At 36.1% G+C, this 24,496-nt stretch carries 18 protein-coding genes; 3 read left to right on the top strand and 15 right to left on the bottom strand.

Annotated features, from left to right (window positions below):
• The first annotated feature begins 50 nt into the window (after positions 1-50).
• Both BUF11_RS17935 and BUF11_RS24475 read left to right on the top strand, forming a co-directional pair.
• Positions 51-752 (top strand): LytR/AlgR family response regulator transcription factor, encoded by a 702-nt coding sequence (locus BUF11_RS17935; protein WP_073590245.1) that lies wholly within the window; start codon positions 51-53, stop codon positions 750-752.
• A gap of 622 nt (positions 753-1,374) precedes the next feature.
• On the top strand, positions 1,375-2,073 hold the full coding sequence (locus tag BUF11_RS24475; RefSeq protein ID WP_175562095.1) for an ATP-binding protein: 699 nt from the start codon (positions 1,375-1,377) through the stop codon (positions 2,071-2,073).
• A 75-nt stretch (positions 2,074-2,148) separates the two neighbouring features.
• Here the strand turns inward: BUF11_RS24475 and BUF11_RS17945 are convergent, their stop codons facing one another.
• The 5 genes from BUF11_RS17945 to BUF11_RS17965 all read right to left on the bottom strand — a co-directional run bounded on the left by BUF11_RS17945 (position 2,149) and on the right by BUF11_RS17965 (position 6,980).
• The gene (locus tag BUF11_RS17945; protein ID WP_073590247.1) at positions 2,149-2,487 is read right to left on the bottom strand and encodes an MGMT family protein; all 339 of its coding nucleotides are present in this window, start codon (positions 2,485-2,487) and stop codon (positions 2,149-2,151) included.
• A gap of 135 nt (positions 2,488-2,622) precedes the next feature.
• Positions 2,623-3,387, bottom strand: coding sequence for a flavodoxin family protein (locus tag BUF11_RS17950; protein ID WP_073590248.1), 765 nt, complete (start codon positions 3,385-3,387; stop codon positions 2,623-2,625).
• Positions 3,388-3,403: 16 nt separating this feature from the next.
• A complete protein-coding gene (locus BUF11_RS17955; protein ID WP_073590249.1) occupies positions 3,404-3,979 on the bottom strand; it encodes a TetR/AcrR family transcriptional regulator in 576 nt (191 codons plus the stop codon).
• A 409-nt stretch (positions 3,980-4,388) separates the two neighbouring features.
• The gene (locus tag BUF11_RS17960; protein ID WP_073590250.1) at positions 4,389-6,002 is read right to left on the bottom strand and encodes an ABC transporter permease; all 1,614 of its coding nucleotides are present in this window, start codon (positions 6,000-6,002) and stop codon (positions 4,389-4,391) included.
• 96 nt (positions 6,003-6,098) lie between these two features.
• A complete protein-coding gene (locus BUF11_RS17965; RefSeq protein ID WP_073590251.1) occupies positions 6,099-6,980 on the bottom strand; it encodes an ABC transporter ATP-binding protein in 882 nt (293 codons plus the stop codon).
• 336 nt (positions 6,981-7,316) lie between these two features.
• On the opposite strand from BUF11_RS17965, the gene BUF11_RS17970 reads away from it, so the two are divergent.
• On the top strand, positions 7,317-7,913 hold the full coding sequence (locus BUF11_RS17970) for a TetR/AcrR family transcriptional regulator (protein ID WP_073590252.1): 597 nt from the start codon (positions 7,317-7,319) through the stop codon (positions 7,911-7,913).
• Positions 7,914-7,990: 77 nt separating this feature from the next.
• On the opposite strand, the gene BUF11_RS17975 is transcribed toward BUF11_RS17970, so the two are convergent.
• From BUF11_RS17975 to BUF11_RS18020, 10 genes are all read right to left on the bottom strand, one after another.
• Positions 7,991-8,827, bottom strand: a complete 837-nt coding sequence (locus tag BUF11_RS17975) for an ABC transporter permease (RefSeq protein WP_073590253.1) — start codon at positions 8,825-8,827, stop codon at positions 7,991-7,993.
• 1 nt (position 8,828) lies between these two features.
• Positions 8,829-9,749: an ABC transporter ATP-binding protein gene (locus BUF11_RS17980; RefSeq protein WP_073590254.1), complete on the bottom strand. Its 921-nt coding sequence runs from the start codon at positions 9,747-9,749 to the stop codon at positions 8,829-8,831.
• Positions 9,750-10,058: 309 nt separating this feature from the next.
• Positions 10,059-11,408, bottom strand: coding sequence for an MATE family efflux transporter (locus BUF11_RS17985; protein WP_073590432.1), 1,350 nt, complete (start codon positions 11,406-11,408; stop codon positions 10,059-10,061).
• Positions 11,409-11,708: 300 nt separating this feature from the next.
• Positions 11,709-12,584, bottom strand: coding sequence for a LysR family transcriptional regulator (locus tag BUF11_RS17990; RefSeq protein WP_073590255.1), 876 nt, complete (start codon positions 12,582-12,584; stop codon positions 11,709-11,711).
• A 73-nt stretch (positions 12,585-12,657) separates the two neighbouring features.
• Positions 12,658-13,584: an ADP-ribosylglycohydrolase family protein gene (locus tag BUF11_RS17995; protein WP_073590256.1), complete on the bottom strand. Its 927-nt coding sequence runs from the start codon at positions 13,582-13,584 to the stop codon at positions 12,658-12,660.
• Between the two features lie 28 nt (positions 13,585-13,612).
• Complete coding sequence (locus tag BUF11_RS18000) at positions 13,613-14,296, bottom strand: hypothetical protein (RefSeq protein ID WP_073590257.1); 684 nt, start codon at positions 14,294-14,296, stop codon at positions 13,613-13,615.
• 279 nt (positions 14,297-14,575) lie between these two features.
• Positions 14,576-16,855 (bottom strand): polysaccharide pyruvyl transferase family protein, encoded by a 2,280-nt coding sequence (locus tag BUF11_RS18005; protein WP_073590258.1) that lies wholly within the window; start codon positions 16,853-16,855, stop codon positions 14,576-14,578.
• 47 nt (positions 16,856-16,902) lie between these two features.
• Positions 16,903-19,284 (bottom strand): CDP-glycerol glycerophosphotransferase family protein, encoded by a 2,382-nt coding sequence (locus tag BUF11_RS18010; protein ID WP_073590259.1) that lies wholly within the window; start codon positions 19,282-19,284, stop codon positions 16,903-16,905.
• A gap of 455 nt (positions 19,285-19,739) precedes the next feature.
• Positions 19,740-20,114 (bottom strand): ArsR/SmtB family transcription factor, encoded by a 375-nt coding sequence (locus BUF11_RS18015; RefSeq protein ID WP_073590260.1) that lies wholly within the window; start codon positions 20,112-20,114, stop codon positions 19,740-19,742.
• A gap of 88 nt (positions 20,115-20,202) precedes the next feature.
• Entirely contained in the window at positions 20,203-24,480 is a 4,278-nt protein-coding gene (locus BUF11_RS18020) for a non-ribosomal peptide synthetase (protein WP_073590261.1), read from the bottom strand.
• Positions 24,481-24,496: the final 16 nt, after the last annotated feature.

The raw sequence follows: 24,496 nt of genomic DNA on the forward strand, positions 1-24,496 counted from the left end.
TAGAAGGTAGAATTTGGATATATATACTAAAGAATTTATGGGGTAGCCAAATGATGAAATTTATTTCTTGTGATGATGAGGAAGAATTTACAGAGCAAATTAAAAGATTGATTGCTGATTTTTGCGAGAATCATTATATAGAATATAATATTGAAACCTATAATAACGGTTATGTCCTTTTAAAAAACAGGCTCGATTTTGATATAGCCTTTATAGATATTCATATGGTCCCCATAAATGGCGTGAATTTAGCGAAAGAAATAAGAAAACATAATAAGGATTGCAAAATCGTATTTGTAACAAATTTTGATGATTATCATAACCACGCATTCGAGGTTCATGCATTTGGATATATAACCAAACCAATTGATAAAGAAAAGTTTAACAAACTACTTCATGATGCTGTAATAGTGTATAATAATAGAAATGAAATTTCCATTAAGCTATCCAGCGGCCTTCTTAATATAGATCCGGACAATATACTCTATATAGAATATATAGAGCGCAAAACACAAATTCATACCTCTTCTGAAATATATACATCCACTCTCTGCTTAAGACAACTCTATTACAAATTAAAGATGTATGATTTTGCATATTGCCATAAATCTTTTCTTATCAATCTAAATCAGATCAGGTTTATCAAGGGATTTGAAATTGAACTAAAGAATAGCGGACATATCCCGCTTGCACAGAAGAAAGCTGCCCAATTCAAAAGAGATTACTTTAAATTCTTACATCAAGAAGATTAGAAGGAATAATGGTGAAAATATGGAATTTGTTATACATATCCTGGGAATAGTCATATCCTCACTCACTACAGCTTATATATTTTATAAATATCTGAATTCCTTATATATTGTTAAAAAAACATTCCATTTATCGGTTGTTAAAATAGTCATATTAACTTGTGCCGTACTGAGTATCTTAGTAAATATTTTTGATACTATACCTTTTGCAAATTTTATACTCACATTAGCAGAATTATTCCTTCTATCCATCTTGTTTTACGATTACAAGCCCAAACAGTATATTCTCAATAATTGTCTCATCTTATTATACTTAATTTTTTTAGATATATTTGTTATAACAATTTATTCTGCAATAACATTTATCAATGTCGGTCAGACACTTCATGCGTCTTATGAATACTTTATCACAAGTATCATTTACAGTTTGCTGGCAATTGTATCACATAAATATATAATATCATGTATAAAGAAATATACTCTGAATAGTATAAAAACGAAGCAATTCCTTATCTTTGTTTTCGCAGCTTTTTTTGAAATTTTTGTAGTCGCCTATATATTAAAACTTATCCAATCTGAAAAATCAGGGGTGGTTTTCTTTATAATCATAATTGGCTTTTCCATTTTGGACTATAGTATATTATACTTGTATCAATTGGTATCTAAACAGGCTGCCTTAGAAATAAATCTGCAGCTGGCAAAGCATCAGATAGATACAACGATAAAATCTTTTAACACGATAGAAGAAAAATATCTCACATCACGGAGAATTTATCATGACATTAGAAGACACCTGTCCGTCGTTGAAGAATTGCTAAAACAAAATGCAGAGATCAGCACTAACTATATTGACAGTTTGTATAATCAGATAGAAATGCTCAAGCAAAAATTTTGGTGCAGCAATCAAATTTTAAATATCATTATATCTGACCGGCTTGCCATTGCTGAAGCCCAAAAAATTAGCTTTGATCTGGATATGGAAGATATCAATTTAGACTTTATGGATAATTTAGATATAACTATCCTATTTTCTAATATTATTGACAATGCCATAGAGGCTTGTTTTTCTGTTGACAACAATTATATTAAGCTAAAAACCAGGACGAAGGAAAATTATATCCTTATCAGCATCGAAAACACCCATAATTACATCATAAACAAGTCAGATAATAACTTTTTATCCACAAAAGAGTCACACATGGGAATCGGACTATCCAATGTTAAGGATATTATTGCTTCATATGGTGGTGATCTTGATATTACATATGACGCAAACATGTTTCGAATCGAAATAACTCTAAGTGATGCACAATCTGCATCCTAAGCCGAAGGTTTTGATGGGAAAGATACCTCTATTCCAATAGTCTCATTCTCCCGTACTTAAAGTTGCTTCATAGGTTTACTCCATATCCTCTTCCGGTACATAAATACTCCATTGGCATTTTTTTAAATCAATGCAGCCGTTTTCCAGAAAGGTGACTCCCTCCTTCTCAAGCAGGGCGCGCTGAAACTGCTCTCCTCCGAAGACTTGATAAGGCGCCAGTTTCCCTGATTTGTTAACTACCCGATGGCAGGGGAGGTTTAGTCCGGCAGGAACTCTGCTCATTGCATAACCAACCACACGGGGTGCATTGGGTCTCCCAGCCATCCAGGCAATCTGCCCGTAAGTAGCAACCCGTCCCTCTGGGATATCTGCTACAATCTCATAGATTTTCTGATATAAGTTTGAATGATTCATCCTTTCTTTATCCCTCCGATTTATTCCTATTAAATTAGTACATAAAATTACTTTCGCACCTCATCTGCGCTTAACATATTCAATTATCCCTATACAACTGCTTTGCAGATATTTAATTTTCTGAAATCAAACTTCTTAAACTTTTAATTTAGAAATAAGAGATACAATTATTTTATTAACTTTTCTTACAGGTACTTTATAGTAATAATCTTCTGTTTTCTCCAGCCAGCCTTTGTCCCTCCAGTATTTAAAATCAGCTAAGTTTTGAGGTGCTTTCGAAAATGCTTTTTGCTGCATTTTAAATGTTAAAAGCTTTACAAAGGATGGTTTTACAGGCTTTGCATCAATTAAATTTTTATAGAACACCTCAGTCTGCCTTATTAATTTATTCGTTTCCTTTTTCGATTTCTTCTCGTCTGTTTCATGAGGCGGAGCAAAGGTTATTCCTGCTTTTGCACAAGTTATAAATCCCATTGCGCCAAGCATAAAAGACAAAATCAAGGTAACAAAACGGATGCCTACCGCTCCTGTTGTTACTACCACCATTGCTTTCTTCCCATGAAATTCCGGTCGATGGCAGCGGTAAGCAAAGCGGTCCAGAAAGTTCTTCATTATCCATGATACATTGTATGTATATACCGGCGATGCAAATATAACTGCATCAGCCTGCTTCATTTTAATTTCCAGGCTTTCTCTGTCGTCCTTTAACGGACACTTGTCTTCCCCTTTTGCAATGCATACATAACAGCCCTTACAAAGCTCAAGACTGATCCTGTTCAATTGGACATACTCAAATTCAATTTCTTCATTTTTTTTATTCAATTCTCTTTCGATTTGATTTACAGCCCTATATGTATTTCCATTTGTTCTTGGACTACCGATTATTGCAAGTATTTTCAACCTTCACACCTCCCATTTAGCTTATCAGGTTATCCACAATTGAATTTATCAGATTATCCCTCTCTTTTTTTATTCCAATATCGATGCCGGTCAACATATGAAACACTTCCTGCCTTAAATATACGCTTTGCATCGCTACTATTATTTGAAATGCAATCAGTCTTAAATCCGTTTCTGATTTGCTATCATTATATATTTTCCGCAAAATCGGAAGTAAATAAAGACAAATTCTGAAATCGCCTTTTAATAAATCATACTCCACTGAAAATTTATTAAGTCTGGGATTTTTCACGGCAGTGTCAGACATCATCACAAGCATTTCTTTAAGATATTTTATTGGATTACTCAAATCTCCATCCAGTTTTTCCATTATTTCTGCCAAAGATTCCATCTTCATGGATACAGCTTCTTTGATCAGATTATCTCTTGACTCATAATGGTAGTTGATTAGTCCGACTCCTATTCCGGCAGCTTCCGCTATCTTCCGAACGGTAATATCGTTTGGATTTTCAACCGTGTCAAGTAAATTAATCGTCACTTCCATTATTTTTTTCTTTGTTTCATCTTTCTTAGTTCCCATTATAATAGCCATGTCTTTCCTGTACCTGCAAACTTTGGGTCGCAGACACAAATTTGTGTGTGAATTATGCTTTTCAATAATTCACACTAGCTCCCATGGCATGCCGCATCTTCTTGCAGATGTGGCACTGCCACCAATCAGGATGTGAAATGCTTTTTATTTCACACTAGCTCCCATGGCATAAATCGTCTGCTTGCAGATGATTTACTGCCTCAAATCAGGGTGTGAAATGCTTTTTATTTCACACTAGCTCCCATGCATTTCGCAAGTTTACCTGCGAAACCACCCAAATAGGAAGTGAAAATTGAACAATTACTGAACATGTTCAATTATATGCGAATTCATATATCTTGTCAATCTCTTTATTACTATTGAATTAAAAAAGACGTGAGAACCATCGTCCTCACGCCTTATTACTCAATTATGCTCCTTCAACCATATCCCGTTTGCGATATCCAAAATAGCCAAATACCATCAAAGCAATACTAATCACTGTCATAGCACTAAAGACTGCTTCATCAAATTCATCTACCGGCATCCGTGGAACCCAGCTTTGAACGGCTGTTTTAGAAAACCATTCCGGCAAATCTAAGATTCCGCCAAAGTAGTTTAAAGCAAAAGAATAGCCAAGATATGCATAAATAACTTTACCTAGTTTTGGTGCCCAGCCTAAAGCCAAAGCTGCAAGTCCGGTAAAGAACAGCACAGAAGGCAGGAAGTTATAGCCCGCGGCTACAAAATCTCCTATATCCATAGATGAGCTGTCACCCATTGCAGAAATTGCTGTACCGCCAAGTCCGCATGAAGCCAGCAAAATTCCTATTACGCCAGCAACGATTGCCAAAATGACACTGGTCCAATAGAGTTTGGCCCGAGTCACTTTTGTAGAATAAAGCTGGCTCAAATGCAGCCGCACTTCTTCCGAGAAAAGTTTATTAACGATAGCAATTGGTAAAATAGAAACCAATCCAATCATTACCATCATAATGGTTCCGGTAAATGATTCTTCAATTGAAACACCTGCCAGCGTAAACATCTGACTCATCATTTCATTGCTTCCAATGAAGGTCTGCATATCTCCATAAATCGAACCATAAGCGGCTCCCATGATTACAAAAGCAATCAACCAGCTGATCATTACGCCTTTGTTAAGCTTGATAAACAAACCGGGTACAGACAGCAATGATTTTTTCGCTGCCTCCCGCCCTTCTCTTTCAGGTAAATAACCGGCTCCCATATCACGACCGCCCTCAAGGGCAAAAGCAACAATCACTGCAATGATACAAAAGGCTGTAGCCCAAATCAGGGGTACCCAATTATTTTCAGTAAATGGATAAGTCAGATAAGTCCAACCCATAGGATTGATCATTGATAAATCAACATTTGACACATCTGTACCAGCACGAACAATATAGAGTAAACCTATAATTCCAAGAGATGAACCAGTGGCACCGGATGAAGTTGGCATAATCTGCGCCATAACTAATGCAATCACAGCTCCCAGGATACCCGCCATCCCGATTGATGCACCAAATAAGAATGATCCCCCGGCAGAAATCGTATCTGCACCGAAGCTAGCCATAACCCCGCCAGTAAAAACCGCCAATAAAATATTGATGAGAATTGTTTCGGTAACCACAGCAAGAGAATTGGCCTGACGCCCTACCTGAAAGGAGCGTACCAATTCCGTAAGACCATGGTCTTCTTCCTTACGAGTATGGCTCACAACATGCAAAGCAGCCATAATCATGGCAAACAAGCCACAGAACAACAACATTTCATTGGCGTACATTGCACCCAAAGTATAGTCAGCTGCGGTGTTGACCGGTGTTGGACCAACCATTGAAATCATGGCAGGATTTTGCATGGTTTCATACATCCCCAGCAAACCTTTCCCCTTGGCAATTTCTTCAAAAGCCGGGACATAAGCACCTGAAAACAAGCCCAGACCTAGAACCCAAATGATAATTTTTTTCCAATCACGTTTCATATACTGCACAAATAGTGCATCCCAACGTGCAAATTTTTCTTTCATACTAACCTCCATGCTGCCAACGCGCCGCAAATATGGGCGTCAGCACATATTTATGTAGGAAAAATGCATCCCTTTTCCTACTCTCCTTTCCAACTCTTAGACTTCATAATGACGCATGAACAAGTCTTCAAGGGTTGGCGGCACAGACTCAAACTTCTTAACACTCAATTTTGCCGCTTCGGACAAAATATCATTGATATATTCATTATCCGCAGAGAATGTAGCTTGATTGCCTGTTTGCTTGAAATCATGAACACCGTTAACAGATGCCATCTTAGCCACATCACCTTCTGTTACCAACGTAACTGTAGAACGCGTTAAGTGACGCAATTCATCCAATGTTCCAGTCTCAACTACTTTTCCCTGACGAATAATAGCCACTTTATCTGCCAAACGTTCGACTTCACTCAAAATATGGGAAGATAGCAAGATTGCTTTCCCTGCATGTTTAATTTTTTCAACTTCATCCTGGAAGACGGCTTCCATCAAAGGGTCAAGACCAGAAGTCGGCTCATCAAAAATATACAGATCGGAGTCAACTGACAACGCCGCAATCAAGCCAACTTTTTGACGGTTTCCTTTGGAATAGCCTTTTGACTTCTTCTTGGGATCCAACTCAAAACGTTTAATCAAATAGTCACGTTTTTCCTTATCTCCGCCACCATGCAGTTTAATAAATAAATCAATAATTTCGCCGCCTGTTAAGCTGCCCCAAAGAGACACATCCCCCGGAACATAAGAAATTCGCTTATGAATCTCAAGGCTATCCTTCCAAACATCCTTGCCGAAAATTTTCACATCCCCGGCATCGCGATTGATAATCCCCAACAAAGTACGAATCGTTGTTGACTTACCCGCACCATTTGGTCCAATAAAACCGACAACTTCCCCTGCATTTACCGTGAATGTCACGTCATGCAATGCTTTAAATTTACCGAATTTCTTTTGCAATCCTTGTACTTTAACAATTTCTGCCATAACACTGAAACTCCTTCAAAAAAATATTTTAAAATAGTTTTATAATGTGCTTTCCAGTTTAAGGCAAAGTTTAAAATTTCCGAGCAATAAATTTGAACTATAAATGAATATAAAGTTCATATCATTGCTTTTTTTACTTTGTTTTAAACCAAAGTTCATTTACAGGTTCGATTATATAACTTTTCATCAGTCTAGTCAATTAAAAAAACAACATTTAAAACTATTATTCATTTGATAATTCAGAACTATTATTATATAATATAGAAAAGAAAGATATGAACTAAATCTTCCTGTAAATATTTTTTAGTCATGATAGATAGAAAGCGGGAATTATGAATGAATGGTTATGAAAAGCGGACACAGGAGAAGAAAGATCAAGTTTTAAAGGCAACTTTTAATTTGATGAATACAGATGCCGGTATAGAAAATTTAACAATGGATGAGATTGCTAAAAATGCCAATGTTGGTAAAACGTCGATTTTTAAGTATTTTGGAAGTAAAGAAAATCTTATCTATGAGGTTTTTAAATATTTTTTAGATAAAATAGGAGAAACAGCCCGAGAAATTATGGCTGAAAACATCCCTTTCGAAGAAACCCTCATTGCCATAAGTCAGAATAAAATCCATTATCTGGACAAAGTCAACAAACGGTTTTATTTAGATTTGATGGACTTTTATACCAAAAAGGGAGATGACGGCTTATCTTTGATGATGCAGCAATACACCCAAGAAAGCTATAGCATCATGCTGGATTTATTCCATCGTGGGCGTAAAGAAGGCAAGGTTGATTTAAAATATTCAGATGAATTTCTTTTGATTTATTTTCAAGCCCTTGTTGAAGGTATCTCCAGCCCGCACATCTACCAGAAGATTCTCCCTTATACAGCCCATTGGACAGAATTGCTGATTAAAGGTATTGCGCCAAATAAATAAAATCAAAGTAACATCACCTGAATATAATTGTGTTCACAGCTGCCCCCCTAGAAACTTTATTATTTACTTTTTAATAATTACCCCCACAAAGCATTGCCATCTGTCGCACTTCTGTTCAAACGGGAAAAATCTGTTTTTACGAATGAACTCGTTGATAACAATAAAAACACCAGACCAATGATTAAAATAATAGCAAAAGACATAACCGGAGTGACTATAAATCCATTAATATCAATTGCTACTCCCTCCTTCACAAGTTCAGCCGTTGATAAATTTGTTTTTTCTAAAACAATCATACGAAAAAATGCGGTAGCATAAGTCATTGGATTAATATATGCAACATATCTAAGGGTACCAGGCAGCATTGATAAGGGAATGTAGGCACCGGAAAGGAAAGTCAGGGGCATGGTTACTGCCGTCTTAACTATCTGAAATGTTTGCCCGTTGCGAACCTTTGTTGCCATAAATAACCCAACACCTGAAAAAACAATCCCAATGCTAAGCATTGATATCAGGATATATAACGGTGTGGTCCAATGAGTAAACTTAATACCAATAAATAATCCTATCACTAAAATTAAGATTCCCTGTAAGGTAGAAACAGTAGCCGCCGATAATATCTGCCCCATTGCAACTGCAATCCTTTTCGCCGGAGAAACCAAAACCTCTTTCATAAATCCGCTTACCATATCGTCAACAGTTGAAGAAGCTAAATTAAGCGAGCTTTCAAACACCGTAGTTATAATGACACCGGACAGCATATACGCAATCGGATTTTCAATAAAGTCATTTTTAAAAATAGCGCCAAACACATAAACAAAGAAAAATGGAAATATTAAAGAAAAAATTAATCCTGTTTTATTTCTGATAAAAGCTTTTAGTCCTCTTTTCCACAATGCAGCTACCGTATTCATATTAATCCTCCTCCCTGATCTTTCTGCCTGTTATCTCCAAAAAGACATCATTAAATGTACCTTTTTTAATCTCAATATTTGTAATATCTTCTTTATGAATACTAAGAACCTGTAACAGATGATCCAGATTTTCAGCTTCCACCTTATAATAGCCATCCTTTTTTACATACTCAAGGTCATATTGTACCAACAGTTGTTCAAGCTCTGTTTCATTTTTTGTAGTGATATATGCTTTATCCTTTGTGTACATTTTTTTCAAAGCATAGGGCGTATCATGAGCCACGATAATGCCACCATCGATAATTGCTATTTTATTGCATATTTCTGCTTCTTCCATATAATGTGTCGTAAGAAAGATTGTAATATTTCTCTCTTTCTGAAGCTTTATGATATACTCCCATATATGGGCCCTTGTTTGGGGATCAAGTCCGGTTGTGGGTTCATCAAGAAATAACACTTTGGGATAGTGAATTAACCCGCGGGCGATTTCTACACGCCTTTTCATTCCTCCGGATAAAGCACCGACCAGTTTCTTTCTTTCTCCTAACAAATCTACTAATTTCAAAACAAACTGTATCCGTTCTTCTACTTCTTTTTTAGGTATGTTATAAAAAACGCAATGCATCTTTAGATTTTCTTCGATGGTCATTTTTGCATCCAGTGTTGAATCCTGAAATACAACCCCTATTGCCGACCTAACTTCACTTTTTTGATCCGTAACATCTTTTCCATCGATGAAAAGTGTCCCTGATGTCTTTTCAAAAATCGTACATAATGTATTTATCGTTGTACTCTTTCCCGCTCCATTCGGTCCCAGAAAGGCAAAAATGGTCCCTTCCTCCACGCTAAAAGATATATTATTTACAGCAGTGAAATCGCCGTATCTTTTCGTAAAATCTTTAACTTCGATTATTGGGTTCATACTGTTTCATCTCCTTTACAGATTAAATTTTATCTGTCAATCTATACCCATTCCATTTTCAAGAACCATGATTGCATACAATGGCACTCCAAATAGATTATCTCTATTTACATTGATTAGTAATACCCTCCAAAACATAATAATACATTATTACATTTACGATTTATAATGTCAACATATGTTCTTTTTCCATACGCAAAGTTATTTTATAAATGCCCTAATCTTTATTGCTCCAGTGCTTCATATGGTATCACTATTATAACCATCTGTTTCAATTTTACATAACTTCATTAATAATCCATTAATGATTTAGATAATACTCTTATCTTTCCACTTTCCACTCAGCCAGCGTATGGAAAACACTACTGCACGAAATGCCCAGTCTACCGTCATTGCGATCCATATCCCCAAAACTCCCATGCTTAAGAATTTTGCAAATAAATATCCGCTGCCTATCCGAAAAACCCACATGGAAATAACCGATATTATCATCGCGAATTTAACATCTCCTGCTGCACGCATCGATGATGGCAAATCAAAGGTAAGCGGCCAAATAACGATTGCCCCTATCGTATGGCAAAGCACTAACTGCTTAGTCAGCTTCACAGTATCTGCTGATAAATGATAAAGGGATAATATAGGAGAAATTGCCCCCAAAATAAGAGTATCAAATACCACAAGTGCTACATAAGTGGATATTAAGAGCTTTCGATTATAGTACTTCGCCTGCTTATAATTCTTTGCGCCAACACATCTTGATATTACCGTTACAATGCCAAGTTGAATAGCAGAACCCGGTATCACCTGAATAGAGGCTATCGTTTGTGCAACCGCATTTGCTGTTATTGCGGTTGTTCCAAAAGCAGCCACAAGACTTAACAGCATTATCTTTCCCAATTGAAACATTCCGTTTTCAATTCCATTTGGTACACCTATACCTAAAATTTTTTTGACTAGCCCTCTGTCAAACCGGTATCTGAATGTTTTCTCTATATGCAGCTGCTGATTCTTATTTAAAAGTAATAGGGTTATCATTACCGCTGCAAACGTTCTGGAAATCAGTGTTGAGATTGCCGCACCTTTCGTACCCATAGAAAACCCATAAATAAGAGTAGCATTACCAATTGTATGCAGCACATTCATGATTAGAGAAATTCTCATCGTAATTCCTGAATTGCCCATGGTACGAAAAATTGCTGCGCCTGCTTCATATATGGCAATTGCAGGAATGGAACACGCAACAATCATCAAATAGGTATCTGCATTATCATGCACCTCTATTGATATCTTCCCAAATAGGACTTGTAACAGCATATCTTTGCTTATTAATACTGCCGCTGCAATAAGGACAGACAGCAGACCGCTGAACCAAATCAGTTGTCCTGCGGCATCCCGAGCCCTGTCAACTTTTTGATTTCCAAGATATTGTCCAGCTACTACTGCTCCTCCGGTTGCCAGCGCCGCAAATACATATATTAGAAGCTGCATTAGCGTATCCACCAGGGATACCCCCGATACAGCCGCTTCCCCTGCACTTGATACCATAATGGAATCCATCATACCCACTAGCAGTGTCAATGCCATTTCTATTACAAGCGGTATCATTAAATTCCATAATTCTTTATTACTAAATAGTGGTTTCTCTTTTGGACTTATCATATCTACCCCTCCCCTGATATTGGGATTTATTTTTTTAATCTGAAACATTTTACACAACCAATTTATATCCATCTGGAAATCTTTCTTTTATTTGTTCACTTCCTTTATCATCTATCTTTATATTAAATTCATCCTTTTAAAATGTCTAATACCTATTTTAAATTATTTACCATGCCTATTATGTATTGTTAATCAAACAAAAAAACTCGTACATTAAAAATATTTCTATTTTCCTAATGTACGAGACTCTATAATAAGATTATTTTTTTAAGTTAAAAGAGCAGTTTATCAAGTTGGTACCTAATATATGTCTTTAAGAAACTGAATGAACAATGATGTGGCTGAATTGAAAATTTGATTCTTCTTCCATGCTAAAACATGTCCTGTTGTTTTTCCCGGTTCAAAAGGAACAAAACATATATTATCCGTTTCGCGAATTGAGTAAGCACCCCTTACGCAAATAGCATATCCCATATCATTTTGAACTAACAGTAATGCATTTGTGAGTAAGTTATGAGACGCAACGATGTTAAGTTTATCATTTGTTACCCCAAGCCATTTTGCAATTTCATCTTGCACAATCGTTCTCCTTGGAACTATTAGAGGTACTTCTAAAATATTCTCAACACTGATTGCTTTTTTCTTTGCCAATGGATCACTCTTCTTCATCACTATTCCCCATTGTTCATAAAAAGGGAGTCTAATATAATCATACTTTGCCGCTTCAATTGGTTCTAATAAAATGCCCATGTCAATATCATCACGGTCTATTTTCTCACGGATATCGTCACCATCTGCACTGTATAATTCATATTTAACCATTGGATGTACCTTGACAAACTCTGCCAATACTTTTGGAAGGGCCTGGGAAGCTATTGATTCTACACACCCGATAGAAATGACACCCCCTACTAAATCATTTTGTTCTGACATATCACGTTCTGTTTTATCAATCAATGATACAATCTCTTTTGCACGCTGCTGAAACAGGATTCCATTATTTGTTAATGTGATCTGTCTCTTCCCCCGAATAAAAAGACTTGTACCCATTTCTTCCTCAAGTTCTATCATCTGCCTGCTAAGTGTTGGTTGTGTAATATGCAAATTTTCAGCGGCTTTTGTTATATTCCCTTCTTTGGCAACTGCTAAAAAATATCTTAGAACCCGTATATCCATCCAGACCTCCCAAAGTATATGTTTTGTTGGGTACCCTGTCAAAGCTCTGACTACTACCTCCTCATACGCTAATTTAGAAGAGCTTATCAATTAACGTATACACCATTTCCTTACCCCGAAGCTCCGAATACCATCTATTTGGAATGTTATCAAACCCAAAGTATATACCTGCCAGTCCACCAGCAATGGCAGCTGTTGTATCTGTATCGTCACCCAAAGCTATGGCTGATTTTACAGCTTGTTCATAATTATCCGATGCCAAAACCATTCTCGCGCTTCTCAAGCTATCTACTACAAAGCCTCCGCCTTTTCCTATGGGTGCTTCATCAGGACGAATACTCCATTCAAGTTCATAGTAAAATTTTGAATCCTCGCTATAAATTTTCCTTAGTCCTAAAACTGCCGAACTATAGGCCTCACTTATGGAATGCCCTTCCAGAAGCCTTCTAGCCCATAGACAATATAGGGCACAACAAACCTGATTGCAAATATGTCCATGAGTAACAAGTGATTGCAAATGCGCATCATTAACAAGCTCTTCATCTGTACCTTTATGCCATAGGGCGAGGGGTAGAACTCTCATGAGAGAACCATTTCCTTTGCCGTCAGGAATTATATTGCCGGATTCATATGGCGGTTTCCCATTACTGTATGCAATTAACGCTCTGGCTGTTTGATTCCCTACATCAAAAACTTTGTTATCTACGGCCCATAATCCGCAATTATACCATTGCAGAAGTCTTGATGCAAAATCATTTATGTCCATTTTTCCACATGAAAGTAAGGAGTCCAGAAGGCATAGTGCTTGTGCTCCATCGTCTGACCATGTACCCGGCAATACGCCAGAATGTGATCTCACAAAGCTAATAGGTGGTTGATATTCTATCTGTTCTAAGCCCGGCAAGTTTTCCGGTCCATTGAATTCATATGGAACCCCTAAAGCATCACCAATCAATAATCCCCATAGGCCGCCCAGTATCCTGTCTCGGTTTGTTAACATAGTTTATCTCCTCCTTTTTGAAAATTTACTAGCGGCTTGCAGCCTGGCATTGATTATACAATCTGCTCACCTCTTTACGGAAGCGAAAATATTTTTCTCTAATCTGTTCCTGATCAGACAAAATAAGATACTGCTCCTGCTGCAGCATCGAAATTAAATCCACAACGCATTCATAGTAGAAGACATTCCCTCCATCCTTTGACAATTCGCACAAACAGTAATCTAAAACTGATTCATATAACCCGTTAGCTTCTCTGAAGCGGCATCTCCTAAGCAAAACATCTAAATGTTTGGAGACATCATAGGCAAAAGAACTGGCGGTAAGCTCAATCGCGTTCTTTCCGTAATTATGGCCGAAAGGTGTCTCCCACCCCGCACCCTCCTCTCGCTTCCGATAAAGCTCTGTCCGGTACCAGATATCCAATGCATCATAAGGAACCTTAATAAACTCCAGAATTGCTCTTTCACTGGACACCATCTCAAATCCAATGGATTCGTCTGCAATATATTTAAAAATTGCTGCATTTAGCTCCTTGTCATCCGTATTGGTAAAGGAGGCCCAATGGATATAGTTATTATCTATCCGCCCGATAATAAGTACCTTACCTTCTCTGTTAAAATAAAGACGTATCGAAGCCTCTTTTTTGCTTACACTATAATTAGGAATTACTCTCGTATCTCTATTAACTAAGTTAAGATTTCTTACATCCATATTATCTCTCCCTTAAACTGTATTTTCCTTTAGCATACCAACCTGCTTCTCCATCATTACCTCTATAGCCTTGAATACCTCTATGGTTGTTCCATCCGCTGACTCACTCCTCCTAAAGCAGTTAAACTACAGCTTTCCAGGAATCGTCAGTTTTTCCGTAGGATTTGCTATATTATAACACAACAGATTATATACTGCCAACATATTACAGGGGTTTTATGGATTTTCAGAAAAAGCGGCCCTGGTCAGGCCGCTTTTTCCATATCTTAACTCTATAAATTATTTTAGGTTTTTCTTTAGACGATTGAAATTTTGTAATAATTTATTAATTTCAACATCATCTATCTGCGACATTAATTGGTTACGTTTTATAGTTAAAGGGATAGGCTTATTATGATTAGCTGCATATGCTTTCTCATAAGTTGATTCGGTGAGATTAAACTGATCCCTGAACTCTTCAAAGAACATTAATCCGTGTTCATTATTAATTTTAATGATTGAAACACCTTTCTCATCAGCCATCTCCGGATGTTGTTTCGCAATCCCCCAGTAATCTCCTATGGTGATATCTCCCACTCCCAACTTTGGACTGGCAAATTCGCAAGTATAACAGCAAGGTCTTTGGATATTATCATCAGAAAATGCTCTTCTGAAATTATTTCTTGAAGATTGTTCTAAAAGCACTTCTCCAGATTCAAATTTTACACATAGATACGGTTTACTCCATCCGCGAATTTTATTCCTAAATTCAAAATCGATAATTTTTGAATGATATAGATTTTCCAAATATTCATTATACAATCGAAAAACTTTAGGAGATGCAGCTGCATGGCATATAATTTCAACAGTATATAAATTGTCATAATCTTTACGAAGATAGTTTTTAAGCCCTGCTATCTGACAGGGATTCCCGGAGTATAAAACAGGGACTCCCTCTCTGAGTAATTCTTTTACCCGTGGTTTTACCTCACTGCTATCCGCAAAAACATATTTAGAACCACGAAATGCTTGACATTCTTCCTCAGTTTCAGCGATATCATAAATGACTTCCATGTTATCCGTATATTTCACACCAACTGCTTTACCGCCACGAGCAATAATATTTTTATACATTGCTGTGAACATGCCGCCACTGGCACTTTGCTCAAGTACCTCATCACTTTTATGCATTGCTGCATACACTTTAGGGAATATATTAACTGTTTCTTCTTTATGCTTGTATTTACCATAAGGACATACTTTTCTGCACATGTTACAATGAATACACTTCTCTTCATCTATGACCGGATATTTGAAACCTTCTTTATCTTCTATCATAGTTATGGCAGAAGTAGGACAGATATCCCTGCATGTATTACAACCAAAGCAGGAATATATATCCTTTGTATCAAAATATTTATCATTCTCAGTTATTGGCCTATTCGATGTTTTTGGCCCTTCAATTGCGTTTTTAAGGAAACCAACCGACTCTCCTCTAAGTGTAAGTCTTGCTTTTTCCACTGCATCATAATCAATATTTAATTCAGCCAAATCTTCCGGTAATTCATCCGGGGTTGCAATCATATGATTTACTATACCCAGAGAACCAAGAAGATGTCTCATCCTCTCGGGATTCTGGAAATGAGGTACGGTAATAAAATCTCTTTGATAAATAATTGAAAATACTGTTCCATGGAATGAATTGGCAATAACATATTTTGCATTAGCGATATATCCAACGAACTCTTCCGGGCTGCCATTTGTAAATTTCTTCAATTCATTGGTAAAGTCATAGTCTTCACGATTATGCACGATAGGAAGTCCCGTTCTTTTAGACATTTCTTCCGCCATTGCATTCAATCTTTTGTCTACTTTCTTAATGTGTACATTATGAACATAGATATAATCCTGCTTTACTTTCGGGTCTTTCTTTAATTTATCGTACATTTCCCTCTCTAAAAGTAAGGTAGGATCCAGTACTACAGTAACTTCCTTATCCGTTAATTTCGATATTGCTTCTTTAGCCTTTTCTTCTCTCACAGAGATATAATCAAAATCACGTAAATATCTTGCGAATAAAGTATGCTCTACTTCTGGTATTTCGTCTCTGCCTATACTTGCAGCATAGGAAATGCGTTTTGTTTCATCTTTACCAAATGCTAATAAATATGCAGGATTAATCCCTCTCGTTAACCCTCCATTCCAAATCTGGTCACTTCCGGCAATCATAATATCGTAGTCAAAATTGATTTTTTTTAATTCAGCTAATTTAGAAATAGGTTTCGTTGTATTTAAAGTACGATTAATAAATCTCTCAAATTCACGGTATTTTCTGGTCCTATTGGGTTCTGTCTTCATCTTCTTTAAATATTGTAAGGCATGAACTGCTTCGTTTAATTTTTCATGTTTAAATGGGTTTCTTGGCTGGTATAATTTGTACAAATTATCTGTTGCCGGCAATCTATAATTAATTATTTTTACTTGATGACCTTCACTTTTTAAATATTCCTGAAGAGCCCATGCTTGTAAAACAGCACCATAATTATGAGCACTGTTAAACGTAATAATTCCAATTTTCATAGTAAACTCCATTCTGCCGATATGACGTGTGAATTATGCTTTTCAATCTATTTGAATAGTGAGTCAAATTGTTCAACTGCTTTTCTATTATACTTATCATAATCCACATTCATTGCCTTCACTACACCCTTCATGAAAGCAATCATCCCTTTCTCCAAACCATCTTCACTGGCTTCTACCAGATATCCGCCATGATCCCTCACAAAACCTTGTGGTCCCGGAATATCGGTTGACATCGTTGGAATACCAAGTGCGTCTGCTTCTAATAAAGTCAATCCTAAGCCTTCATAATAAGAAGATAGGATAAAAAAATTACATTGCTTTAAAACTGGCATTGGATTCTTTATAGATTTAATTATTATAATATTTTCTTCTGAATTATTCGCATATTCCAAAGTCTGGTTGTAAAGAACACCATGGCCGCCAATAATGATCAAATATACATCCCTGTATTTTGCACTAAATTTTTCAAAAGCTTTCATAAGCATCATATGGCCTTTTTCCGGAGAGAATCGTCCAATGGTAATGAATTTCTTTTTATCAGTTGCTAATATTTCTTTCAATTCCTGTTCTGTGATATTACATTTAGTATCAGCATCAAAAGCTAATGGTTCCTTTGACTTACAGATAACTTCCTTATGTGCATGACAGTTGCTTACTACTACAATATTATCTTCTCTCCCGCTTATTTCTAAGGTTGGAGGTACAATATCCCTTGTAATAACTGCTACTTTATCATATTTTTGGTACGCATTTTTTAAGGTCAAATAATGCTGGTTGTCTCTTGTTTTCATCTCAGCAACCATATCACTATGAACATAGATAGATTTGTGTCCCTCAAATCTCTGGAATAAATTGATTACCTTCTTCTCATATCCTGCAAACTGTATCGCATAATCAAAATGTACAACTCCAAACTGTTTCTTCCATTCTCTTTTATAAAGCCGCTCTAAATATTTCTCTGTAAATCCATTTTCTTTATTCAGTTTAAAATAAAGAATATATGCTATTGCTTCTAATAACGTAAAGCTTTCACCACTACTCATTGGATAGATATCAACTTCTTCCGGAATCTGTGCAACTCGTAATGGTGCTTTTCTAAGTGCCTGTTCATTAAAGGTAACAATGTAATTTCTTTTCTTTAAATCAATATTATTAAAAAGATTTAAAAGGGAAGTTGTTAAGCCATTCTTTGCTAATGCGGAATCAAAGATAATAACAATATCTTTGCCATTCTTAGGAAGCTTCTCTTCCCTGCATTCTTTTTCTCCTTTGATTACATGTTTACAAATTCGCCCTGCAGCTCCCGGACTATCATAGGTACAACATTCATTTAAGAATTGTGTGTCATCGTAGTTCTTTGGTGAATTTAATTCATATACTAAATCTTTCACAGATTTAACCACAGGAAATGGCAGACTATTTAGAGGAACATAAAGCCCGCGTTCCCTAAGATACTCTGTTTCATCATAAGCAAACAATATGATTTTTTTCCTGGTGTTAGCAAAATCATAAAATACACTTGAATAATCCGTAATTAAACAATCACACATATTCATAAATTCATAGGTATCATATTGGTCCGGATAAGGTTTAATATGTTCATATTTTGAATAATCTACATCTTTACTTACAAATGGATGTAATTTCACATACAATACCTGATTGTCCTTTAATTCCTTATCAAGTGGCCTTAACTGATATTCAGTTACTGCTAATAAATGTTCTGTATTCTTTTTTACCAGCGTTCCACGCCATGTTGGCATATAGATGAACACTTGTTTATCTTCTAACCCAAGTTCTCTCTTAATGTCTTCTCCGATTTCTTTATGAAAAAATACTGAATTCCTAGGATAGCCCTCATTTAAGATAGTGCCATCATATAGATTTTTTAGCATGTACGCATCTATCATCTTTTCTTTCATATAGTCGTTTGGATAGATCAAATAATCTGCAAATAAAAGATTTCTTTGAACGTTACCTATTGCATAGGCTCTATCATCAACATCACGTCCCATTTTCTTAAGAGGTGTTCCATGCCATGTATTGGTAATAATTTGTCCTTCTTTTTTCACATAAGATCTGTTAAAAGCAGTATCAGTAAATAAGTATTTAGCCATTGCTAAATACTTATAATAATTATATGAATTGGTACGAATCATTTTTACATTCTTAATACTATATTTATCTAATTGATTTTGTATTGATACAAATTTGCTTTCTAATACAGATAGATACACATTATAATCTTCGTATTCCGGTTTTGATAATTCCAATAATATATGGAACATATTTCCTGCCAGATCGCCGCCACTTTTAGACTCCACTAATATTAATTTCTTATTTAATTCTATATTATAATAATAATATGAATAATAAGAATTCAATATCGTTACTTTTATTCTCTTATATATGTCTTTTAGTTTCATTTGGCTTATATTGCTCCTGCATAATAATTATTAAACTAGCTTATATTTCAATATCTGTATTATATATCTGCATATTTACAAATTTGATTGTTAATTTTTCAATTTATTTCTGCCTTTTGATGTTTTAATTGTATTATTTTCGTTATAAGCCTGAATTATTCGCCATTATTCGAAAACAAAGATTCTGTTATGGTCTTGTTTGACCTGATTACAATTGAAATAGCACATGTCCCCTTTACAAATCATCTCATGTAATCACTTTATCCTTCTAAAAAACGGCATATCCTAAAGTCTGATTATTCAAACTTTCAGGATATACCGTTTCTTAATTAAATACTATTTTTTATTAATTGTAGTGTAGAATATCTATTAGTATAACACACCTCTTCATTGATTTTATCATGCATATCTTTCAAAGCAAGTTTGCATCCACCGATGTCATGCTTCACCAATTATTATATATATTTTCCTTCTGATATATGTGACATACCCTGTTCCACCATAGTTTTTACATGTTCATCCGCTAGTGAATATATAATACTTTTTCCATCCCTTTGGCTTTTTACCAAATTGGCTTGTTTTAAAACACGCAGTTGATGTGATATAGCGGACTGTTTCATATCCAGCACTTCGGAAATATCGCATACGCACATATTAGCTTCAAAAAGAGCATATAGAATCCTTATTCTTGTTGTGTCCCCAAATGCTTTAAATAATTCAGCTAAATCGTATAATTTTTCTTCGTTGGGATATTTACTTTTTACCTCTTCAATAACCCCTTCATGCACAAGTGTTTCATCGCAGCAATCAGCATATAAATGCCTGTCCATCTATTCCCATCCTCTCTTCACTGATTATCAGTTTATTATAACACTTTAATTTTTTATGTCAAATTACAGAATAAGCTTCACTATTTCATTATTTGTTTTGGGCCTGCAAGATCATTTCCATTTCATCAGATTCCAACAAAATCTCATTTTCGAAATCTTCTGTCTCATATCTGTCACTGTTACTTACTTTTATTATAACATTTTCTATTTTTTCAATAGTCCTGTTATTATACAAATCTGCTATTTTCAACTCATATCCCTGGTTTTCTGTTTTTGCTATAATACTAATCGCTTTTAATGAATCTCCCCCCAATTCAAAGAAATCATCCTTAACGCCTATTTCATTTTTATTAAGAACCTCTCTCCATATTTCCACCAGCATCTTTTCCATATCATTTTTAGGCTGTTCATGAATATGATAAATCTTGTTGTCATCTATTTTTAACAACAGCTTTTTGTTAACTTTACCATTGTTGGAAAGCGGAATCTCATTAATTCTTAAATATCTTACAGGAATCATATGCTCGGGCAGTTTTCCGGCAATTGTATTCCGGATGAAGTCCGGTCTTACATTGATCCTGCCATATCCATTCTGTGAAATAATCAGGCTCTGCCATATGGAATCCTCTATTTTTTCGGATACAGGATAGGCCCTCACATTTTTCATGCCATTCGCACTTAAAACTCTATTCCAGCCCTCTTTATCCAGCAAAGGCTTGTTCGTTTTCTTCCTTTCATCTTCATAGCTTGAAAATCCTTCAATAAATCCGACACTGGACATTTGTGATCTTAAATTCCTGGTTGCTTCAACCAAAAATAAAAGTCCCTCTTTATCCAGAATATTACTGATGTAACCAATGGTCTTATCCAGATTCACCGCATCATGTAACACATTTGCAGCTATGACAATATCGTAATATCCGTATTCATAACCCTGGATTTGAAAATCTGAATTAATATCAAGCATGGAATACTTTATATAGTCAAATCCGCCATATAATTTCCGTGCATTTGTAAGAAACAAATCTGTAACGTCCGTAAACGTATATTCAACGTTATAGTTTCCTAGTTCTTCGAATATCTCCGCGGTTGTTCCTCCTATTCCTGCTCCTATCTCAAGTATTTTTATTTTCCTTTTCTGGTCAAATCCGCTGACATAATGAAGTAAAGTCCTCTGGGTAACCGTGTTGATATACTTCGATACAGGATTGTTCTGGTACATGCTTTCAGCAATGTAGGTTTCTCCTTTTGGGAAAAACAGGGATAATGCATTAACCTCTCCTGACAGCAGTTTCAAATGATTGTCACAGCTTTCCTTTATGAACTTATTTAAAATATCCACCGCACCGGCCGCCCCTTGGAAAACCTCTGCATTCCACAGCTGTTCCGCATTATCTGCTATTTCCTTTATCAACTGGTATTGGTCTGCCGCTTTTTCGAAATAACCATCCTCTGTCAACTCATTCATCCACTCTGTTAAAAGCTTTTCAAACTTTTCCGGGATATTATTATCTTTCATGATTTTCCTGACATTCGTGCTGCCGCTCACATCATCCCACGCATGTAAGTCTGATAATGTTTTTATCATGCTGGCCGTACAGGCTTCTTCAAGGCTGGCATTTATTTCTTCAATGTATCTAAAATCATAGACTGAATCCAGGCGGCTGCATTCCTCCCTGGCAATCCTATCTATTTCTCCGGTTATCCGGCTGCCACCTTCCCGCTCATCCTCTGTAACCAGATAAGTAACCAACGACTTCCCGCCTGTTCCATTATTATAGACATCTGTTACCGCACATTTTATTCCGTCAATATCTGATATAGCCTTATCTATTTCCGCCAGTTCAATCCGGTATCCCCTGATCTTTACCTGATTATCCTTTCGTCCGCAAAATTCCATATACCCCTTCGAAATCATCCTGCCATAATCCCCGGTTTTATACAAGCAGCCAAATTCAGGATGTTTGATAAAGGTATCGTCTGTTCTTTCCTTATCATTTTCATACCCACACGCAACACCACGTCCTCCAATGTATATTTCACCTTCAACTTCATATGGTAATTGTTTCATAGCTTCATCTAAGATATACATCTTCTGATTTTCCATCGGGTAACCATAAGGTATGCTTCTCATCCCGTCAACACAGCAATCAATGTCATAATAGATGGACCAGATAGATCCTTCCGTAGCACCACCAAGGCTGACTATTCTCGCAGACGGAAAATGCTTTCGTACTTTATCAATCAGGTTTATTGGAATCCAATCTCCGCTTAAGAGAGCCAATCTCAAGTTCCTGTTAACATAATCTTCCTCAACGGAATCAACAAATAATTCCATGATTGCAGGTACTGAATTCCAAAATGTAATATTATTTTCTGCCAGATTACGCCTTATTACTTTGATATTTTGGGGATTTTCCGAGATTATCAGCTTAGCTCCGGAGGACAACGCTCCCAAAACATCATAAACTGATAAATCAAATCCAAAAGATGCCAAACCAAGCAATCTATCCTCACTGTCTATCGAAAAACGTGAATTAATATTTAATACCGTATTGCATACTGCATCATTGGAAATGATAACTCCTTTCGGTGTTCCGGTACTTCCTGATGTATATATCACATAAGCAACATCTTCCGGCGCTGCAAAACTGGCTTTTGCAGTTCTACCATTTTTACATGATATGGCCATCTCCCTATCCAATAATAAAATACACGAACTGTTACTATAAATAAAGTTCCTCCTATCTTCCGGATAATTAGGATCAATGGGAACATATGCCGCACCGCTTTTCATAACTCCCAGCATATTCACAACTGTTTCAACGCATCTATGGCATAGGATACCGACCCTGTCGTTGGTATGAATACCTTTTTCATTAAGAAATGCAGCTATTGCACCGGACCACTGATCCAATTGAGCATAGGTAAGCTCTTTTTCATCATCCTTGACAGCCATAAGATTACTATATTTATGGAAACTTCTTTCAAATAAACAGCCAAGATTCATTGCCGGTCTTTCTACTTCCGTACTATTGTACTTTTCGAGCTCTATCTTCTGCTTCTTAGGAATCGTTAAAATATCTTCTAAATCTATTTCATCCTCTTGCAGCTTTAAAATTATGTCAACAAACTGCTTAAACATATAATTCAATTTTTCTTTATCAAACAACGCCTCAACATAATCCCATGTTATGCTTAAACTGCCTCTTCTTTCCATGAGCTGGCAGTCCAAATAGACCTGTGGGGTCTGGCTGATACCATAGGTAATATCTCCAACCCTCTCCATATTAGAAAAACTGTCTTCCTTAAAAAGCATACTGGTGAAAACCACGGGCATAATAACTTTTTCTGCCTTTCGGTTCCTAATGGCATTCATGACCTCTATCCCATCAAATGTATTATGTTTGTAGGATGCACGAAAAGAATGTTCCACCTCTTTCATATAATCCGAAAAATTCTTATTAAGCTCATACTTCTCTGCCTGGATAAGCATTGCTTCTGTAAAGTCGCCTATAATCAAACTGGCTTCTTTCTTACGTCTGAACATACTTGATACCGGTGTATTAATTGTAAACTTTTTCTGATTCGACCAGTATCCCATTACTGCGCAATAGGCAGACAAGGTGCCAATTGTTGGCGTTATTTTTTGTTGATTTAATTTACTTTTTATTCTGTTCCAGTTATCGGCATCAATAAAGTGTTCAAAGCGTTCAAAGCGGACATTTTTTACATTCAAATTATTTCCTTCTATAACATGTGGTGCATCTGCTATATCCTCTATTCGAGATAACCAATATTCGCGGCTGTTTCTATATCTTGCCGATTTTTTCTCTTCTTCCTTTAAAATAATATAGTCTTCAAAATCCTTTTCCATTTGCGGCAATATAACCGTTTCCTTATCATATTGATCCATTACCATTCCGAACATATCCACCAGGCTCTTCCCATCTGCAATCAGCAAATCAAAGCCTACTGTCATTATGCTTTCTTCATCCGTTACTCTTTTAAAGGTTATCTGGAAAAGCGGCCATTTTGCAGCATCAAATACTTTATGCGACATCTGCTCACGGTGCATTTTCATCAAACCATCAATTTCTTTTATACTGTTTTTCCTCAGATCCTCCACTTCTATATGATATTCCGGTACCTCATCAAGAATAATCTGATAGCCTTTATTATCAAATACAGCCCTTAACATTGGCTGGCTTTTTATCACTTTATTAAAGGCTGTTTCAAATTTCTTAGAATCGAGCTTGGTTTTACATTCATAATATATATGGGTTGATACCCCATTCAGTTCCAGTAAGTCATCTCTTCCCATAAAATATGCTCTTTGAATATTTGATAAAGGTAGTTTCTTCATAAACTTATCTTTTGTC

It is taken from the genome of Anaerocolumna xylanovorans DSM 12503, assembly GCF_900143645.1.
Classification (GTDB): domain Bacteria; phylum Bacillota; class Clostridia; order Lachnospirales; family Lachnospiraceae; genus Anaerocolumna; species Anaerocolumna xylanovorans.

What these genes read in the sequence shown, in the direction of transcription:
- BUF11_RS17960 (WP_073590250.1), bottom strand. Translation starts at nt 6,002, where the DNA reads ATGAAAGAAAAATTTGCACGTTGGGATGCACTATTTGTGCAGTATATG.
- BUF11_RS18005 (WP_073590258.1), bottom strand. Translation starts at nt 16,855, where the DNA reads ATGAAAATTGGAATTATTACGTTTAACAGTGCTCATAATTATGGTGCT.
- BUF11_RS17965 (WP_073590251.1), bottom strand. Translation starts at nt 6,980, where the DNA reads ATGGCAGAAATTGTTAAAGTACAAGGATTGCAAAAGAAATTCGGTAAA.
- BUF11_RS18010 (WP_073590259.1), bottom strand. Translation starts at nt 19,284, where the DNA reads ATGAAACTAAAAGACATATATAAGAGAATAAAAGTAACGATATTGAAT.
- BUF11_RS18015 (WP_073590260.1), bottom strand. Translation starts at nt 20,114, where the DNA reads ATGGACAGGCATTTATATGCTGATTGCTGCGATGAAACACTTGTGCAT.
- BUF11_RS17990 (WP_073590255.1), bottom strand. Translation starts at nt 12,584, where the DNA reads ATGGATATACGGGTTCTAAGATATTTTTTAGCAGTTGCCAAAGAAGGG.
- BUF11_RS17945 (WP_073590247.1), bottom strand. Translation starts at nt 2,487, where the DNA reads ATGAATCATTCAAACTTATATCAGAAAATCTATGAGATTGTAGCAGAT.
- BUF11_RS17985 (WP_073590432.1), bottom strand. Translation starts at nt 11,408, where the DNA reads ATGATAAGTCCAAAAGAGAAACCACTATTTAGTAATAAAGAATTATGG.
- BUF11_RS18000 (WP_073590257.1), bottom strand. Translation starts at nt 14,296, where the DNA reads ATGGATGTAAGAAATCTTAACTTAGTTAATAGAGATACGAGAGTAATT.
- BUF11_RS17935 (WP_073590245.1), top strand. Translation starts at nt 51, where the DNA reads ATGATGAAATTTATTTCTTGTGATGATGAGGAAGAATTTACAGAGCAA.
- BUF11_RS17995 (WP_073590256.1), bottom strand. Translation starts at nt 13,584, where the DNA reads ATGTTAACAAACCGAGACAGGATACTGGGCGGCCTATGGGGATTATTG.
- BUF11_RS18020 (WP_073590261.1), bottom strand. Translation starts at nt 24,480, where the DNA reads ATGAAGAAACTACCTTTATCAAATATTCAAAGAGCATATTTTATGGGA.
- BUF11_RS17975 (WP_073590253.1), bottom strand. Translation starts at nt 8,827, where the DNA reads ATGAATACGGTAGCTGCATTGTGGAAAAGAGGACTAAAAGCTTTTATC.
- BUF11_RS17980 (WP_073590254.1), bottom strand. Translation starts at nt 9,749, where the DNA reads ATGAACCCAATAATCGAAGTTAAAGATTTTACGAAAAGATACGGCGAT.
- BUF11_RS17955 (WP_073590249.1), bottom strand. Translation starts at nt 3,979, where the DNA reads ATGGCTATTATAATGGGAACTAAGAAAGATGAAACAAAGAAAAAAATA.
- BUF11_RS17970 (WP_073590252.1), top strand. Translation starts at nt 7,317, where the DNA reads ATGAATGGTTATGAAAAGCGGACACAGGAGAAGAAAGATCAAGTTTTA.